Origin of the sequence: Paractinoplanes aksuensis (assembly GCF_024137025.1) — a bacterium.
GTDB classification, from domain to species: domain Bacteria; phylum Actinomycetota; class Actinomycetes; order Mycobacteriales; family Micromonosporaceae; genus Actinoplanes; species Actinoplanes aksuensis.
The window spans coordinates 48,649-65,675 of the sequence record NZ_JAMYJR010000006.1 but is presented as its reverse complement, the minus strand read 5'-3'; the positions used below and the strand labels follow the sequence as shown (position 1 = coordinate 65,675).

Below are 17,027 nucleotides of genomic sequence, written 5' to 3'. Positions count from 1 at the left end.
AGACGGATCCCGGGTCCGCCCCGGGATCCGTCTCAGGCGAGGCAGTCGTCGGGTAGCAGGAACCAGCGCAGCTTCTCGAACGCGGCCGGCAACTCGGCGCCTGAGCCGTCAACCGGGACGGGTCGGCCGGCGAGGATCGAGCGGGCCTCGGCCAGTTGGGCCGGCAGCACGTCCTCGCCCAGCTGAGCCGGCGCCGGCGGCCGGGTGACCGAGCCGTCGGCGTGCAGACCAAGGTTCGACAACTTCGGCCGCGACCAAACAGCGTTGATGTGACACCACTGGCCGGTGCGCGGATCGAAGCGGTAGTCGGGCAGCAGCCGAGCTCCGTGGGAGGCGATCAGCGACACCGCCTCGATCAGGTAGTCGGCGACCGTGTCGGAGAGGAAGTACGCGAAGTTGAGGCGCGACCAGCCCGGCTTGATGCCCTCCCAGCCGTCCTCGATCTCGTGCTCGAACCGGCGTGAGAGCTCGGGGCCGATGCCGAGCAGCCGGTGACCGTACGGGCCGGCGCACGAGCAGCCGCCCCGGGCCTGGATGCCGAACAGGTCGTTGAGCAGCCTCACCACGTAGTTGTGGTGCAGGTGGCGCTCGCCCGCGCGGATCTGGAACGACACGATGGGCAGGCGGGGTGACTCCAGGTCGCCGAGGATCTGGATCCGGTCGTCGCCGGCCCAGCGGTCCCGCGCCCGCTGCCACAGCGCGTGTTCCTGAGCGGCGATCACGTCGGTGCCGACCGCGTCCTTGACCTGAAAGACCAGGCCGGCCCGGATCGACTCGACGATGGCCGGGGTGCCGCCCTCCTCGCGGGCGATCGGGTCGTCCAGGTAGCGGTGGTCTTCCGGGTCGACGAACGCCACCGTGCCGCCCCCGGGGTTGGTCGGCACGCGGTTGACCAGCAGGTGCTTGCCCACCACGAGCAGGCCGGGCGTCTGCGGGCCACCGGGGAACTTGTGCGGCGACAGGAAGATCGCGTCCTTGTCGGCCATCGTGATCGGCAGGTAGGGGCCGCCGGCCGCGTAGTCCCAGACCGACAGGGCGCCGTGCTCGCGCAGCAGGGCCGAGATCGCTCCGACGTCGGTGAGCAGGCCGGTCACGTTCGAAGCGGCGCTGAAACTGCCGATCCGCAAGGGCCTTCCGGCGTACGCAATGAGGGCTTTTCGAAGATCTTCGAGATCGGGATTACCGCGCCCGTCGCTGCCGATCTCGACCACGTCGGCCACCGATTCGCGCCAGGGCAGGACGTTGGAGTGGTGCTCGTAGGGCCCCACGAACACGACCGGGCGCTCGGCCGACGGGATCTGCCCGCTCCACCCGTACCGGTCGTCGAGGTTCTCCGGCACCCGCAGCCCGAGCGTGGCGACCAGCTTGTTGACCGCCGTCGTGGCCCCCGAGCCGCAGAACAGCACGACGTCGCCGGGACCCGCGCCGACCGCCCGGTGGATCGACTCGCGCGCCTGTTCCCGCAGCGCCTGGGTGCCCGCCCCGGTCGCCGAGGCCTCGGTGTGGGTGTTGGCGTACCCGGTCAGGACCGTGTCCCGGATGAAGTCCTCGACGAAGTCGAGCGCCTGGCCGGAGGCGGTCTGATCGGCGTACGTGACCCGGCGCGGGCCGAAGGGGCCGTCGATGACCGTGCCCGTGCCGATCGAACCCTCGCGCAGCCGCCGCAGGATCGGTGTGTCCATGGTTCCCTCCGCGTTGGTCGCGCGCGGAGGCGGATCTCGCGCACCGCTGCGACGTGGCCCTCAGGGTGCCGCCCACCGGGGTCGGTTGTCACGCGCGGAGTGGGAAATGCGACTTGCTGCTCATCACAGTCAACACAATCGGCACCCTGACAACCTGTCCGGCCGACCCGCCCGTCCGGGAGCACGGGCGAGCCTAGCCTGACCACATGCCGTACGTCGCCGCCCGGGACGGCCGCCAGCAGCGCGGTCCGACCAACCGGGCCCCCAGCGTCCCCGACCGCCTCGACGACCTGCACGGCCACAGCGTCGGCCTGCTCGAGCTGCCGAAACACATGGCCACCGGGCACCGCAGCCGCCGCCTGCTGGACCTTGAGGATCCGGCCCAGCAACGGCAGGCCTACCAGACCGTGCTGTGCCAGGCCGCCGACTGCTGTGAGATCAACAACCTGCTCAACCCGAGCGTGCTGCGCCGGCTCTGGCGTCATCTGCACCTGCCGGCCAAGGTGCGCGACGAATGGGAGGCTCGGCACCCGGCCCTGGCCGCGACGCGCTAGCCGGGCACCAGCAGGCGCGCGTAGTCGCTGCTGTGCAGCGGGCCGCCGGTCAGCGTGCCGTCGGCCCGCGGCACCTGCAGCGACTGGCCGTCGCGGGTGAAGACCACCGAGCCCACGTCGGCCCGCGCCGTCAGCGTGCATACGATCTGCCCGTAGGCCAGGATCTCGTCGTTGCGGGCGTTGCCCTCGTCGAAGTCGGGGACGTCCACGGTCGCCTCGGCCCCGGCCAGCATCCGGCCGGTCAGGGACTGCCCGGTCAGCGCCGTACCCAGGCCGGTCGAGCGTTCCTCCGGCGTCGGCCCGTCGGCCAGGCTCTCGAGCTGGGCCTGCACCGCGGGGTAGGACGGCGTACGCCGCACGGTCTGCACCAACCGGCCGTCGCGGACCAGGCAGAGCACCTGCGCCACCTCGCCCGCGGCCACCGCCGGGCCCGCGCCGGGCGTGGTCAGCGGGTGGCGCGGCAGGTCGACGCCGTGCGGCTCGTCCTGGGCGCGGACACCGCAGCCGCCGAGCAGCACGACGGCCACCGTCATGATCGTCCAGGCCCGCCGCATATCCGAATGATGCCTCGCGCCGGCCCGGCGCCCCGGCTCCGTCATGGAACTGTCATATCGCCGGGAAACTTCCGCAAACCTTGACCGTCACTGTGGAGCCATGACGGTCACCAGTCTGGTCACCGCCGTCCTCGTCGGCGGCGCGCTCGGTATTGCCGGGCATCTGCTGACGAGGGCCGGGCGCCGGGTGCCGTTCTGGCTGCCGCCCACGGTCGGCGTGGGCATGGCCGTGTTCGCCACGACCGTCACGCGGATCGCCGCCGACCTGCCCCCCGGGTTCAGCCTCACCGAACTCGGCCTGCAGGTGCTCTTCGGCGGGGCCGGGGTCGCCGCCGTGGTGACCACCGCCGACCGCCGTACGCCCGAGAAGGAGGGCATCCGATGACCGATGTGCGCGACGCCACCGACACTGCGGTGGTCACCCCGCTGAGCGACCTCGACGCGGACGCCGTCGAGCTGTTGCGCGAGTCGCTGACCGAGGCCGTCCGCGATCATCGGCATGTCATCGTCGACCTGCACGCGGCGCCGACCATCGACTCGGCCGGGCTGAGCATGCTGGTGCGGGCCTACAACGAGGCCAAGAGCGCCGGCGGCACGCTGTCGCTGGCCGCGCCGTCCCGGTACGTGGTGACGGTGCTGCACACGATGAAGCTGCACCAGGTCTTCCCGCTCTACGAGGACGTCGAGGAAGCGCTCAGCGCATAGGCAGGTCGATCCGGAACCGCGCGCCGCCGCCGGGCCGGTCGGCCAGCGACGCCTGGCCGCCGTGGGCCGCCGCGTGCTCGGCCACGATGGCCAGGCCCAGCCCGGTGCCGTCGCCGCCGCCGCGCGCGTTAGCGGCCGGTCCCCGCACGAACCGGTCGAAGATCGTCGCGCGCGCCTCGTCCGGCACTCCGGGGCCGGCGTCGTCCACTTCCAAGAAGCCCGGTCCCACGCGTACGGCCACCGGGCCCCCGCCGTAGCGGACCGCGTTGTCGAGCAGGTTGCCCAGCGCCTGCTCGACCCGCCGCCGGTCGACGGACCAGTCCACCGGCGTGTCCGGCTCCATGCGCACCAGGTCGGTGGGCAGGTTCCGCGAGCTCAGCACCCGGCCCACCAGCAGCCCGATGTCGGCCTCCTCGAGGTGGACCGGCTGGTCGCTGCGGGCCAGTTCGAGCAGGTCGTCGACGAGCGTCTGGAACCGGGTGACCTCGTCGGCGATCAGCCCGACCGCGGCCGCCGACCGCTCGTCGAGCCCGTCCCGGCGCCGGTTGAGCACGCTGACCGCGGCGGCCAGGGTCTGCAGCGGGGACCGCAGCTCGTGGCTGACGTCGGCCGCGAACCGGCGGTCCCGTTGCAACCGGCGCGACAACTCGTCCGCCATGTGGTTGAACGACGAGGTGAGCCGGGCCAGGTCGGGTTCGGCGTCGGGGTCGAGCCGGGTGTCGAAGTCGCCCTCGGCGATGCCGCTGGCTGCCTCGGCCACCGCGGCCAGCGGGCGCAGGGCGTGCCGGGTGACGTACCAGCCGACCGCCGCGCCGCCGGCCGACACCATGATGGCGACGGCGGTCAGCACCAGCGCGAGCAGCTGCAACGTCCGTTCCAGCTCGCCCAGCGAGACGATCTCGTAGAACACGCCGTCGCCCTGCACCGGCACGGCCACGACCAGCGCCGCCTCCCGGTCGCGGCGGATCCGCTGGGCGCCCGCCTCGCCGTCCGCGGCCATCTGCTGCAGGGCCTGCGGCACGGCGTTGCTCGCGGCCGGGCCGGCGCTGCGCGAGTACCACTGGCCGCCGCGCTGCAGCAGGACGTACCGGTCGGCGCCGATGTCGAGCGACTGCAGCAGCTCCCCCACGTCCGGGCTGCTGGCGCCGAGCCCGGCGTTGATCGCCGCCGCGTCGAAGTAGGTGGCCCGCACGGCCGCCCGCTCGCGCTCGCGGAACAGCGTGTTACTGATCAACTCGTACGAGACGAAAGTGACGCCCGCCGACAGGGCCAGAGCGCCCACGGCGAACGCGGCGCTGACCCGGGTCCGCAGCCCGGCCCGCCTCACGGCTGCAGCTTGTAGCCCAGACCGCGGACGGTCACCAGGTGCCGTGGCTTGCCCGCGCTGTCCTCGATCTTGTGGCGGAGCCGGCCCACGTGCACGTCGACCAGGCGCTCGTCGCCGATCTCGTACTCCCAGACCCGGCTCAGCAGCTGCTGGCGTGAGAGCACCTGGCCCGGGTGCTCGGCCAGCTCACAGAGCAGCCGGAACTCCGTACGGGTGACCGCGACGACCTCGCCGTGCAACCGCACCTCGCCCGCCTCGGGCCGGATCTCGAGGTCACCGAAGGTGAGCACGGTGACGGCCGGGGTGGCCGAGGCCGCCCGCCCCCGCCGCCGCAGCGCCCGCAGCCGGGCCGCCAGCTCTTTCACGGCGACCGGCTTGACCACGTAGTCGTCGGCCCCGGCCTCGAGCCCGGCCACGATGTCGTGGGTGTCGTCGCGGGCGCTGACCACGACGATCGGCACGTCGTCGGTGCGCCGCAGCTGGCGGATGCACTCGAACCCGTCCATGCCCGGCAGCATCAGGTCGACCAGCACGGTGTCGGCGGGCTGCCGGCGCTGCAGCTCCAGGCCCTCCTCGGCGGTGGCCACGGCATGCGTCGTGTAGCCCTCGTCCTCCAGGGCCATGGCCAGCGACAGCCGGATCCGGTCGTCGTCCTCGATCAACAGCACGGCACTCATAACCGCATGATGCCGCGCCGGGCACGCTCCGACACGGTTCAGCGGCGAATCCCCGGTTTCGTCACGCAACCGTCATATGCCCGGAGGGCTACCGCCATCGGCCCCGAGCAGCATCGAAGTCGGGAACGAACCCTCCCCACAGGCCCGCGCCCCGCCCCGCCGGTTCGGCGGGACGGGGCGTGAGCTTTCATGCCGGAGAGACCTGGACCGCCATCTCGGCCTCTCCGGCGCCTACCCTGACGTATGGATCTTTTCGACGGGTTGACCGGGGTGGCGCGGATCGGGCTGGGGCTGGCCGCGGTGGGGCGGCCGGCGTACATCAATCTCGGGCGTGAGGCTGACCTGCCGGGCGACCGCAGTGTCGAGGCCATGCGGGGGCGGGCGCACGAGCTGCTCGATCAGGCCTATGCGGCCGGCGTGCGGTATTTCGACGTGGCCCGGTCGTACGGCCGGTCGGAGGAATTTCTGGCTTCGTGGCTGCCGGGGCACGACGATGCGCTGGTCGGCAGCAAGTGGGGTTACACCTACACCGCGAACTGGCAGATCGAGGCCGAGGCGCACGAGGTCAAGGACCACAGCGTGAGTACGTTCGACCGGCAGGTGGGTGAGACCCGGGCGCTGCTCGGCGACCGGCTCGGGCTCTACCAGATCCACTCCGTCACGCCGGACAGCCCGGCGCTGACCGACACGACCCTGCACCGGCGCCTGGCCCAGCAGGGCGCGCTGGTCGGGCTGTCGACGAGCGGGCCGCGACAGGCCGAGGCGATCCGGGCCGCGCTGGGGGTCGAGGTCGACGGCGAGCCGCTGTTCCGCAGCGTGCAGGCCACCTGGAACCTGCTCGAACCGAGCGCGGGGCCGGCCCTGGCCGAGGCCCACGCCGCGGGGCGGGCCGTCATCGTCAAGGAGGCCATGGCCAACGGCCGCCTGGCCGGGCGCGACGCCGAGGCTCTGGCCGCCGCGCTGAACCAGCCGTGGGCGACGGTGGTGCTCTCCGGCGCGGCCACGGCGGCCCAGCTCACCTCGAACCTGCGGGCGGCCGGGCTCGACCCCGCGGCCATCGCGCCGGTCGAGGCCGAGCCGGCCGAGCTCTACTGGGCTACCCGCGCCGCCCTGCCCTGGGGATGACGACGGCGGCCGCGAGCACCACGGCGGCCGCGCCGGCCAGGGCCACGCGGTGCATCGAGGCCCACGACCAAGCGTCCCGGTTCTTGGCCTTGTCGTCGAACATGCCGTGGGCGCCGTGGTCGACGTCGTCGTCCTGGGGCTCGAACACGTTGCTGCCGTAGCGGGGACCGCCGTCCTCGGAGAGCTGGCCGTCGACGACGGTCCGGGCGAGGTACCAGTCCATGAACGAGGGCGCCAGCCGGCTGCCCAGGATCGTGTAGGCGGTCGAGAATCCGACCCAGAGGTTGCGGCGCGGGTTCTCGGCCAGGAACCGGACGGCCCGGGCCGCGACCTCGGGCTGGAAGATGGGCTCGACCGGCTGCGGGTGGTCCTCGAAGTCGGTCGCGTTCCAGTCGAACTGGGCCGTGTTGACCCCCGGCAGCTGCACCTGGCTGACCCGCACGGCGCTGCCGGTGTGCTTGAGCTCGGTGATCACGCTGTCGGTGAAGCCCTTGATCGCGTGCTTGGCGCCGCAGTAGGCCGACTGCAGCGGGATGCCCCGGAAGGCCAGCGCGCTGCCGATCTGCACGATCACGCCGCGGTCGCGGGGTCGCATGTACTCCAGCGCGACCCGCGTGCCGTGCACCTGGCCGAGGTAGGTGACGTCGGTGATCTTGCGGAATTCGTCCTCCGGGATGTCCCAGAAGTACCGCAGGTCGCCCGCGAAGGCGTCGTTCACCCAGAGCTCGATCGGCCCCAGCTCTTCCTCGACCCGCGCCGCGGCCGACCGGACCTGGCCGGAGTCCGACACGTCGGTCTCGATGCCCAGCGCTCGCGCGCCGAGGGCCGACGCGTCGTCGGTGGCGCCCTCCAGCCCGGCCTTGCCCCGGGCCAGCACCGCCACGTCCCAGCCGTTCCCGGCCAGCTCCCGTACGACCGCACGGCCCACCCCGGCAGTGCCGCCGGTGACCACGGCGACTCGACGCTCTGTCACAACCCGCTCCCTCACTTCACGATGTTCCGCGAGTGCAGGTACCCCCAGGTCTCAGTCGTACTCGCCCGATCCCTCGACCAGGGTCCGGAAGCGCTCGGCGGCCGGGGTCAGCGCGCGGTCGTCGCGCCAGGTCAGGCCCACGACCCGGGCCGCGCACCGCCTGGTCGCGGGGCGGGTGGCCCGCGGTGGTGCTGCTGGCGTCGGCCTTCGTCGTCGTCAGCGGCGTGCTCGCGGCCCGCCTGCGGCAGGTGCCGGCCCTGACCCCTATCCGAACGTGAACACGTAGGCCCGTACGCCGGGGGCGGCGAACGTGATCTCGAGGAACTTCTCGCCGATCGGGCCCGGCTGACGGATCAGCTGATACATGCGGCCCTCGTCGAGCAGGCCGCTGCCGTCGGCGCCGATGTCGAGGCCGGCCGCGTCCCCCGGGGCCTCGCCGTCGAGGGTGACGCGGAACGGGATCGGCTCGCCGCCGGCCCGGTCGAGCACCAGGTTGGCGTCGCGGGCCTGGAAGCGGAACGCCACCCCACCGTCGGGCTCGGCCGACGTGACGTGCTCGCTGCCCACGGTCCACTCGCCGTCCAGCGCCCAATGGTTGAAGTGCAGGTAGTTCGAGTACGAGTACGGGTGCCGGCGACCGAACTCGGCCTCGCCGGCCGATGCGAAGTGCTCGCCCCGGGCGTACCCAAGATAGGTTTCGGGGGTTCGCAGGTGGGTCCAGTCGGCCTCGACCTCGACGCCGGCCGGTTCCACCCGCGACAGCGGGCGGCTGATGCCGAGCAGCCGCTGGATCGACCGTTCCGACCGCTCGTACTCGCCCTCGCCGAAGTGGTGATCGCGGATCACCCCGTCGCCGTCGGCCAGGTAGAGCGCGGGCCAGTAGTGGTTGTCGAAGGCCTTCCACACGGCGTAGTCGCTGTCGAGGACGACCGGATAGTCGATGCCGCGCTCCTCCACGGCGCGGCGGACCAGATCGGGACTGTGCTCGAACCCGAACTCGGGTGTGTGCACCCCGATGACGATCAACCCGTCCTGGCGGTACGCGTCCCACCACGCGCGGCGGTAGGGCACGGTGCGCAGCCAGTTGATGCAGGTGAGCGTCCAGAAGTCGTAGAGGACGACGTGCCCGTGCAGGTCGTCCGGGCCGAGTGGGAACGAGTTGAGCCACTCGGCCTGCGGTAGCGAGGGCGTTCTCATACAGACACCGTGCCAGCCCGGAGGCCCTCGGCTCTATCGTCAATCGAGTGACGCTGCTCCCACGACTCCACCGCGTCGCCGTCCTCGTGCTGGAAGGCGCCAAACCGCTCGACGTCGGCATCCCGGCTCAGGTCTTCACGACCAGGGCCAGCATGCCGTACGAGGTGAGGGTGTGCGGCGCCGCGCCGGGTCTCGTCACGGGTGGTGACGGGTTGTCCTACCACGTGGCCGACGGGCTCGACGCCCTCGCGTGGGCCGACATCGTGTTCCTGCCCGGCTACCGGTTCCCGGACCGCGAGGATCCGCCCGCGGCCGTGGTCGGCGCCCTGCTCACCGCCCACGAGCGGGGGGCGCGGCTGGCGGCCATCTCGACCGGGGCGTTCGCGCTGGCCGCGACCGGGCTGCTCGACGGCAAACGGGCCACGACGCACTGGCACTACACCCGGCAACTAGCCGGCAAACACCCGCGGGTGCTGGTCGACGAGAACGTGCTCTTCGTCGACGAGGGCAGCGTGCTCACGTCGGCCGGGGCCGCCTCGGGGATCGACCTGTGCCTGCACATCCTGCGCGGCGACATCGGGGTGGGCGCCTCCAACCACGCGGCGCGACGGCTGGTGGCGGCGCCCCACCGCAGCGGCGGCCAGGCCCAGTACGTGCCGCACAGCGTCCCCGAACCGCTCGGTGAACGCTTCGCGGCGACCCGGGACTGGGCGCGGCAACGGCTCGACCAGCCGCTGACCCTGGCCGCGCTCGCGCAGAACGCGGCCGTCTCACCCCGTACTTTCTCGCGGCATTTCGCCGACGACACCGGGTACACGCCGATGCAGTGGGTCATGCGGGCCCGCATCGACCTGGCCCGCGAACTGCTGGAGCTCTCGCAGCTCTCGATCGAGCAGATCGCGGTGCGGGTGGGGCTGGGCACGGGCTCGAACCTGCGGATGCACTTCCAGCGGATCCTCGGCACCACACCCAGCCAGTACCGGCGGACGTTCGTGGCTTGATCCTTGCGAACGGTGGCGCGCCCGCCACTGTCTACCTCGTGGCGACCCGGCCAAGCTTGACGCATGACTCGCATCGCCATCAACGGATTCGGCCGCATCGGACGCAACGTGCTGCGGGCGTTGCTCGAGCGGGACAGCAAGCTCGAGGTCGTCGCCGTCAACGATCTCACCGAGCCGGCCGCCCTGGCCCGTCTGCTCGCCTTCGACACCACCGCGGGCCGGCTCGGCCGCCCGGTGACCGTCGACGGCTCCACCCTGGTCGTCGACGGCCGCCGCATCGCCGTCCTGTCCGAACCCGACCCGGCCCGGCTCCCGTGGAAGGAGCTGGAGGTCGACGTCGTCCTCGAGGCCACCGGTCGGCTGGCCGCCGCGTCGAAGGCCCGGGCCCACCTGGACGCCGGAGCGCGCAAGGTGCTCGTCGGCGCCCCCTCGGACGGCGCCGACGTGACGCTGGCCCCCGGCATCAACAATTCCGCGTACGACCCCGCGGTGCACACCATCGTGTCCAACGCCTCGTGCACGACCAACGCGCTGGCCCCGCTGGCCTCGGTGCTGGACGACCTGGCCGGCATCGAGCACGGCTTCATGACCACTGTCCACGCCTACACGCAGGAGCAGAACCTGCAGGACGGCCCGCACCGCGACCCGCGCCGGGCCCGGGCCGCCGCGGTCAACATCGTGCCGACCACCACCGGCGCGGCCAAGGCCATCGGCCTGGTCCTCCCCCGGCTGGCGGGCAAGCTGTCCGGCGACTCGATCCGGGTGCCGGTGCCGGTCGGTTCGATCGTCGAGCTGAACACGACCGTCATCCGCGAGGTCACCCGGGACGAGATCCTGGCCGCCTACCGCGCGGCGGCCGAGGGCCCGCTGGCCGGCGTCCTCGAATACTCCGAGGACGCCCTGGTCTCGTCGGACATCGTCGGCAACCCGGCCTCGTCCATCTTCGACTCGGCCCTGACCCGCGTCGACGGCAAGCACGTCAAGGTGGTCGCCTGGTACGACAACGAGTGGGGTTTCAGCAACCGGGTCATCGACACGCTGGAACTGCTCGCCGCCTGATCTTCCTCACTTGTCCGGGTCCAGGCGCTCGGCGACGAAGGAGGACCAGCGGGGGTCCTCGACCTTGCTGGCCGCGCGATAGAAGTCGGCGGCCGACGATCGCAGCACGAAGAAACCGGCGGCGCCGAGGGCGATCAGCAGTCCGAGGCCGACGACCGCGTTGACGCTGGGGTACCAGCCGGGCACGAGGTCGTAGGTGAGGCGGGCCGCGGGCTCGGCGTCCGGCCCAGGCGTCGCGCCGACCGGGTCGACGCCGGCCAGCAGGGCGGTGCCCACGAGCAGGGCGAGGACCAGCGCCGTGGACCAGGCGATGGTCCGGGCCCAGGCCACCGGCCGGCGCACGACGAAGGCCAGCACGCCGCCGGCCACCACCGTGACCAGCGCCAGAATCAGCGTGACGGTCAGGATCTCACCGACGTCGGTGGCGAACTGCTCGGCGGCCAGGTCGCCGGCGTTGAAGTCGAGGTAACGATCGAGGGCGGGGCCGTGGTGGGCCTGCCCGAGCACGACCACCAACGCGGACGCGGCGGCTATGCCGGCCGCCGCCGCGAAGGCCCAGGAACTGTTGCGTACCGTCCGCGGCATCTCCACGGCTCTCCCCCGTCACTCGAAATCGGGCGGCATCGTATCGCGTCGATGCCGCCGGGGGCGCCCCTCTTCGGGACGCCCCCGGCTTCGGGCGTCAGGCCGGGCGGTAGCCGGCCGGGCGGGTCGAGAAGGTGCCCCGGCCCCTCGTACGGCTGCGCAGGTCGGTCGCGTAGCCGAAGAGCTCGGCCAACGGCACCAGCGCCGTCACCGACTCGCCGTTGGACGCGGTGACCCGGCCGCGCCGGGCGGCCAGATCGCCGAGCACCCCGCCCAGGCTCTCGGCCGGGGCGTGGACCGTCACGTCCGCGACCGGTTCGAGCACCGCCATCCCGCACGCCTCGAGCGCCGCCCGCAGACCGAACCGGCCGGCCGCGCGGAACGCCATCTCCGACGAGTCCTTCACGTGCGTGGCGCCGTCGGTCAGGGTGACCCGCAGGCCGGTGACCGGGTGACCGGCCAGCGGACCGTGGGCCAGGGCCTCGCGGCAGCCCGTCTCGACCGCACGGATGTACTCGGCCGGCACGCGCCCGCCGGTCACCGTGGACGCGAACTCGAAGCCGACGCCGTCGAGCGGCTGCACGTCCAGCACGACCTGCGCGAACTGGCCGGCCCCACCGTCCTGCTTGACGTGCCGGTAGGTCAGCGCGGTCACGCCGCGAACCACGGTTTCCCGGTACGCCACCCGGGGCCGGCCGGCCGTGACGGCCACCCCGGACTCGCGCAACCTGGTCACTGCCACCTCCACCTGCAGTTCCCCCATCCCGCTGAGCAGCGTCTGGCCCGATTCGCTGTCCGTGCGTACGGAAAGCGACGGGTTCTCCTCGACCAGCGCGGCCAGCACACCGGGCAGCCGGTGGGCGTCGGCCCGGGTCCGGCCCTCGAGCGCGACCGAGACGAGCGGCTCGGCCGTCACCGGAGCTTCGAGCACGACCGGATGCTCGCGCGTCGACAGCGTGGTGCCGGGCCGGGCCGCCTTGAGCCCGGCCAGAGCCACGATGTCGCCCGCGGTGGCCCGGTCGACGTCGGTGTGCCGGTCGGCCTGCACCCGCAGGATGCGCCCGACCCGCTCGGCGCGGCCCTCGACCGCGTCCCACACCGTGGCCCCCTTGGCCAGCGTGCCGTCGTAGACGCGGACGAACGTCATCCGGCCCTGGCGACCGGTCTGCACCTTGAACACAAGAGCGGCCAGCGGCGCCTCCCCGCGATCGACAGGCGATGGCAGATAATCGATTACCGCGTCCAGCAGTGGTTCGACGCCGACTGCGCGATAGGCCGATCCGCACAGCACGACCACCGCCTTGTTCTGGATCGTCAGTTCCCGCATGGCCGTCCGCAGGGTCTCGTCCGACATCGCGCCCAGCTCTTCGAGAGCGGCCGGGTGCAGCTCGGCCACGGCCTCCTCCAGCCGTTGCCGGGCAATCGGATCGCCGCCGGGCGCCACGTGGAGCACGCCGTCGGGCCACGTGAGCGTGCGCCGGCCGACCAGGTCGACGACGCCCCCATCGATAGGCGATTGGGCCACGAGCGGGGTGACGCCGAGCCGCTCCCGCAGCGAGCGCACGGCCGCGTCGAGGTCGGCCCCCGGCCGGTCGAGCTTGTTGACGAAGACGATCCGGGGCACGCCGTACCGGTCGGCCTGACGCCAGACGGCCTCGCTCTGCGGTTCGACCCCGGCCACCCCGTCGAGCACGACCACCGCGCCGTCCAGCACGCGCAGGGACCGCTCGACCTCATCGGTGAAGTCGACGTGCCCCGGGGTGTCGATCAGGTTGAGCCGGTGACCGTTCCAGTCGCAACTGACGGCGGCCGCGAAGATGGTGATGCCACGCTCGCGCTCCTGGGGATCGAAGTCGGTGACGGTGTTGCCGTCCTGCACGTCGCCGCGTTTGTAGGTGGCGCCGGTCAGGAACAGGATGCGTTCGGTGAGGGTGGTCTTGCCCGCGTCGACGTGGGCGAGGATGCCGAGGTTTCGCATGAGAGTCGGGCTTCCGGGAGTTCCAGCGGTGGACAGCGCCCACCCGTCCGCGTCGTCAGGAACGCGGGCAGGAACGACCAGCCTCGGTGGCGCAGCCGAGGCTGGGCGCACCAGACACGAGAAGAGGAGCGGTGCGGAACTGCACGGCGTCCTCCCCTCGACTATCGATCAACTGCGAAGAACCGTACGGATCCGGTTGCACCGCTGTCGAACGCTTTTCCGCCCGCTGCGACCCCCACCGGGCAGACGCGGGGTGGCGCAGCAGCGGGTCGGCCCGTGGGTGACGGGTCGACCCGGTGCTGACTCGTGGACAGTCGGAGTCAGGCGCGGACGGCGGTGGTGGCGGGGCCGTGGAGCGTACGGCGGGTGGTCTGCACCACGGCGGACGCCGTGAGCACCACTGCGATCGCGGCGACGATGCCGAAAGCGGCTGGTGAGGCGTCGGGCCAGATGCGGTCGGCGCGGGCCGAGCCGAACGGCAGGATGGTGAACAGGGAGGCGAGCAGGCCGCCGAGTACGCCGGTGGCCGTGATCAGGACGCCTTCCAGGGCGACCATGGCCGTCACCTGGCCCCGGGTGGCGCCGGCCAGGCGCTGCTGGGCGAACTCGCGGCGGCGGTGGGTGGTCGCGGCGATCAGCGTGTTCACCAGCATGATGGCCACGAAGAGCGTGATCATGCCGACGACCACGTAGTTGAGCGTCTGGATGTCCTGGGCGTAGTCGGGTTCGATCTGGCCGACCGCGGCTCGGTCCTCGATGCCCTGCATGTAGACCGTTCCGGTGGCGATGCCGGTGAACAGCAGCACGGGCATCACGGCCGCCGAGAGTCGCGGGCCCCGGAGCGCGAGTTCGCCGGGAGCACCGAAAAGGCGTACGACCGGACCCAGAGCAGCCGTGACCAGGCGCAGCAGCTCGGGTGCGAGCAGGGCCAGGCCGATCGACGCCCAGATGCCGGCCTGACCGGCGGTCTGCATCGCGTCGATGCCCTTGCCGTCCATGAGCGTGGCGGTCAGGATCGCGCAGTTCGTGCCGATCAACAGGAACAGCCCGGCGCCGATCCGGCGCAGCAGGGGGCGTTGCTTCTTGCGGCCGTGAGCCGACGTACGCCGGGCCGTCGCGAACGCCGCAGCCAGTGAGCCAAGTAGCGTTACTCCGAAACCAGCGCTGAGGGCAGTAACTCCGAACGCAGGGTCGATTGTGGACGCGACTTGACCCGTGTTGTGCAACAGCTTGACCAGCACGCGGCCCAGCAACCACCCGACGGGAACAGCCACGGCAGCGGCCAGAAGCGCTACTAAGAGCGCCTCCCCCACAATCATCCGGCGCACCTGGGGGCCGGTGGCACCCACCGAACGCAGCAGGGCGATCTGCTGGTCGCGTTGCCGGACGGCCAGCGTGAGCGTGGACGTCACCGCGAACGCGACGATGACGAGACACCAGCCGCCGCCGACGCCGGCGGTGGTCACGAGCGACTCGTTGCTCGCGGCGTCCACTCCGGTAGCGGTATCGATCAGCGAAGCGAACGCCATGATGAGCGCCGCGCCCAGAAAAGCGGACAGGAACGTGGCGATGAAACCGCCGGGACGGTGACGCAGGTTGCGCAGCGCGACGGCGATCATGCTGCCACCCCCACGCGGTCGCCGAGGTGGGCCAGGCGCTCGGCCACGGCGTCGGCGGTGGGCGCGCGCAGCGAACCGGCGAGCCGGCCGTCGGCCAGGAACAGCACCGAATCCGCGTACGCGGCGGCGACCGGGTCGTGCGTGACCATGACGACCGTACGGCCGTGCTCGTGCACTATCGACCGCAGCAAGGTAAGTACCTCGCGGGCGCTGCGCAGGTCGAGCGCACCGGTCGGCTCATCGGCGAAGATCACGGCGGGCTCGGCCACCAACGCCCGGGCGATGGCGACGCGCTGCCGCTGACCGCCGGACAGCCGCTCGGGCAACTCGCCGAGGCGGTCACCCAGGCCGAGGCGGTCCAGAATTTCGCGTACGCGAAGGCGGTCGGCCCGGCGCCCGGCGAGCCGCAACGGAAGCACGACGTTCTGCTCGACAGTGAGCGCAGGGAGCAGGTTGTAATCCTGGAAGACGAAGCCGACCCGGGTCCGGCGGAACTTCGTCATCGCGGTGTCGCTGGTGGCGGTCAGCTCGGCGCCGTCGATGAACACGCGGCCACCGGTGGGGCGGTCGAGGCCGGCCGCGCACTGCAACAGCGTGCTCTTGCCAGAACCCGAGGGGCCCATCACGGCGGTGAAGCTGCCGGCCGGAAAAGTGGCGGTCACACCGTCGAGGGCGGTCACCCCGCCGTCGTACGTCTTGTAGAGGGACTCGAGGCTCACGATGTCTGTCATGGATACACCGTACGAACGCACTACCCTAGAAATCGGTAGTGCTAGCACCCCACTGTGGGTAGTGCGGAGAGGTACGGTGCACTAGTGCAGGTTCCCGTCTACCGCCGGATCGCGGCTGAGATCGCCGAACGCATAGCCGCGGGCGAACCGCCGCCGGGGCAGCGCATCATGTCGACCCGTCAGATCATGGCGGAATACGGGGTGGCGATGGCCACGGCAACCAAGGTCATCAACTATTTGCGTACGGAAGGATTGGTGCGGGCAAAGCCGGGCGTGGGAACGGTGGTGGCTGGAGCGACGCTACCGCCGGGAGGCACCCCGGATCGCGACCTGGTCGTGCGGACGGCCATCACCATCGCCGACGCGGAGGGGTTGCCGGGGCTCTCGATGCGCCGACTGGCCGGGGAGCTCGACATCCCGACGATGTCGGTCTACCGGCATGTGGCCGACAAAGAAGAACTCGTGCTGCTCATGATGGACAAGGTCATGGCGGCCAACCCGCCGCCGCCCCGGCTCGATCCGTCACGGGACGATTGGCGGGTCTGCGTCGAGGCGCTGGCTCGGCTGCAGTGGTCGATGTATCGGCGGCACACCTGGCTGGCACAGGCCATTTCGTTCACCCGGCCGTTGTTGGCGCCTCACGCTATGGCCCACACGGAGTGGTGCATGCGGGCGCTGGAGGGGCACGGGCTCGACATCAGCACCCAGTTCCGGGCCGCGGTGACGATCGCCAACTACGTACGCGGCACGGCGGTCAACCTCGAGGAGGAAGCACAGGCGGTCCAGGAGACCGGCATGACCGACGCCGAGTGGATGGCTGCGCAGGGTGAACGCTTCGCCGAGGTGCTGGCCGGCGGCAAACTGCCCCTGATGGCGCGGTTCATGGCATCGGATGATCGCGAGCTGACTCTTGATCTGCTGCTGGAGTTCGGGTTGCAGCGGTTGCTTGATGGACTTTCGCCTTGAGGGCGGCGGTACTGCCGTTGCTGGCCGCCCGCTACCGGGTGCTGGATGCCTGACCCCGCGCGGTTCGACCGCGGTGTTTCCCCGTGGCGGCAATCCGTCCGGCATACCGGTGGCCGTCCCGAGTCGGGCGGCTCCTCTGCGGGCCGGCCTTCCGCCTGCGCCGGGACGGGTGGGGCCGAGGGTGGCCATGCTGGGCTGAAAAGCAGCTGCGCCCTGCATGGCCACCCTCGGCCCCACCCTTGCGGGGTTTCACCTCGCCCTTCCGTTGTGGTCGGCGCTTCTCTCCGTGCCTCG

The 17,027-nt window shown here is 71.7% G+C and carries 17 protein-coding genes; 7 read left to right on the top strand and 10 right to left on the bottom strand.

What is annotated here, in order from left to right:
- Positions 1-32: 32 nt before the first annotated feature.
- Positions 33-1,682 (bottom strand): aminotransferase class V-fold PLP-dependent enzyme, encoded by a 1,650-nt coding sequence (locus M1L60_RS07875; RefSeq protein ID WP_253236650.1) that lies wholly within the window; start codon positions 1,680-1,682, stop codon positions 33-35.
- Between the two features lie 206 nt (positions 1,683-1,888).
- Between M1L60_RS07875 and M1L60_RS07870 the strand changes: the two genes are divergently transcribed.
- On the top strand, positions 1,889-2,236 hold the full coding sequence (locus M1L60_RS07870) for a hypothetical protein (RefSeq protein ID WP_253236649.1): 348 nt from the start codon (positions 1,889-1,891) through the stop codon (positions 2,234-2,236).
- On the opposite strand, the gene M1L60_RS07865 is transcribed toward M1L60_RS07870, so the two are convergent.
- Positions 2,233-2,790: a GerMN domain-containing protein gene (locus M1L60_RS07865; protein WP_253236648.1), complete on the bottom strand. Its 558-nt coding sequence runs from the start codon at positions 2,788-2,790 to the stop codon at positions 2,233-2,235. The two genes, M1L60_RS07870 and M1L60_RS07865, sit on opposite strands and share 4 nt — an antisense overlap.
- Positions 2,791-2,890: 100 nt before the next feature.
- On the opposite strand from M1L60_RS07865, the gene M1L60_RS07860 reads away from it, so the two are divergent.
- Positions 2,891-3,175 (top strand): hypothetical protein, encoded by a 285-nt coding sequence (locus M1L60_RS07860; RefSeq protein ID WP_253236647.1) that lies wholly within the window; start codon positions 2,891-2,893, stop codon positions 3,173-3,175.
- Positions 3,172-3,495 carry an STAS domain-containing protein gene (locus M1L60_RS07855; RefSeq protein ID WP_253236646.1) on the top strand — a complete coding sequence of 108 codons (324 nt, stop codon included), beginning with the start codon at positions 3,172-3,174 and terminating at the stop codon, positions 3,493-3,495. Before M1L60_RS07860 ends, M1L60_RS07855 begins: the two co-directional genes overlap by 4 nt.
- On the opposite strand, the gene M1L60_RS07850 is transcribed toward M1L60_RS07855, so the two are convergent.
- Positions 3,485-4,822, bottom strand: a complete 1,338-nt coding sequence (locus M1L60_RS07850) for a sensor histidine kinase (RefSeq protein ID WP_253236645.1) — start codon at positions 4,820-4,822, stop codon at positions 3,485-3,487. The genes M1L60_RS07855 and M1L60_RS07850 overlap by 11 nt on opposite strands.
- Positions 4,819-5,499: a response regulator transcription factor gene (locus M1L60_RS07845; RefSeq protein WP_253236644.1), complete on the bottom strand. Its 681-nt coding sequence runs from the start codon at positions 5,497-5,499 to the stop codon at positions 4,819-4,821. Before M1L60_RS07845 ends, M1L60_RS07850 begins: the two co-directional genes overlap by 4 nt.
- A gap of 243 nt (positions 5,500-5,742) precedes the next feature.
- Between M1L60_RS07845 and M1L60_RS07840 the strand changes: the two genes are divergently transcribed.
- Positions 5,743-6,624 (top strand): aldo/keto reductase, encoded by an 882-nt coding sequence (locus M1L60_RS07840; RefSeq protein ID WP_253236643.1) that lies wholly within the window; start codon positions 5,743-5,745, stop codon positions 6,622-6,624.
- Here M1L60_RS07840 and M1L60_RS07835 read toward each other — a convergent pair.
- Both M1L60_RS07835 and M1L60_RS07830 read right to left on the bottom strand, forming a co-directional pair.
- The gene (locus M1L60_RS07835) at positions 6,596-7,597 is read right to left on the bottom strand and encodes an SDR family oxidoreductase (protein WP_253236642.1); all 1,002 of its coding nucleotides are present in this window, start codon (positions 7,595-7,597) and stop codon (positions 6,596-6,598) included. The genes M1L60_RS07840 and M1L60_RS07835 overlap by 29 nt on opposite strands.
- A 264-nt stretch (positions 7,598-7,861) precedes the next feature.
- Positions 7,862-8,794, bottom strand: a complete 933-nt coding sequence (locus M1L60_RS07830) for a thioredoxin family protein (protein ID WP_253236641.1) — start codon at positions 8,792-8,794, stop codon at positions 7,862-7,864.
- A 47-nt stretch (positions 8,795-8,841) separates the two neighbouring features.
- Here M1L60_RS07830 and M1L60_RS07825 point away from each other — a divergent pair, with 47 nt between their 5' ends.
- On the top strand, positions 8,842-9,795 hold the full coding sequence (locus tag M1L60_RS07825; protein ID WP_253236640.1) for a GlxA family transcriptional regulator: 954 nt from the start codon (positions 8,842-8,844) through the stop codon (positions 9,793-9,795).
- A 63-nt stretch (positions 9,796-9,858) separates the two neighbouring features.
- Positions 9,859-10,854, top strand: a complete 996-nt coding sequence (gene gap / locus M1L60_RS07820) for a type I glyceraldehyde-3-phosphate dehydrogenase (RefSeq protein ID WP_253236639.1) — start codon at positions 9,859-9,861, stop codon at positions 10,852-10,854.
- Positions 10,855-10,860: 6 nt separating this feature from the next.
- Here the strand turns inward: gap and M1L60_RS07815 are convergent, their stop codons facing one another.
- From M1L60_RS07815 to M1L60_RS07800, 4 genes are all read right to left on the bottom strand, one after another.
- Positions 10,861-11,445 carry a hypothetical protein gene (locus M1L60_RS07815; RefSeq protein ID WP_253236638.1) on the bottom strand — a complete coding sequence of 195 codons (585 nt, stop codon included), beginning with the start codon at positions 11,443-11,445 and terminating at the stop codon, positions 10,861-10,863.
- Positions 11,446-11,536: 91 nt separating this feature from the next.
- Entirely contained in the window at positions 11,537-13,417 is a 1,881-nt protein-coding gene (locus M1L60_RS07810; RefSeq protein WP_253236637.1) for an elongation factor G, read from the bottom strand.
- Positions 13,418-13,737: 320 nt separating this feature from the next.
- Positions 13,738-15,036, bottom strand: coding sequence for an FtsX-like permease family protein (locus tag M1L60_RS07805; protein ID WP_253236636.1), 1,299 nt, complete (start codon positions 15,034-15,036; stop codon positions 13,738-13,740).
- Positions 15,033-15,767 (bottom strand): ABC transporter ATP-binding protein, encoded by a 735-nt coding sequence (locus M1L60_RS07800; RefSeq protein WP_253236635.1) that lies wholly within the window; start codon positions 15,765-15,767, stop codon positions 15,033-15,035. The genes M1L60_RS07805 and M1L60_RS07800 overlap by 4 nt, the downstream gene beginning before the upstream one ends.
- A gap of 54 nt (positions 15,768-15,821) precedes the next feature.
- Here M1L60_RS07800 and M1L60_RS47735 point away from each other — a divergent pair, with 54 nt between their 5' ends.
- Entirely contained in the window at positions 15,822-16,733 is a 912-nt protein-coding gene (locus tag M1L60_RS47735; RefSeq protein ID WP_308208436.1) for a TetR/AcrR family transcriptional regulator, read from the top strand.
- Positions 16,734-17,027: the final 294 nt, after the last annotated feature.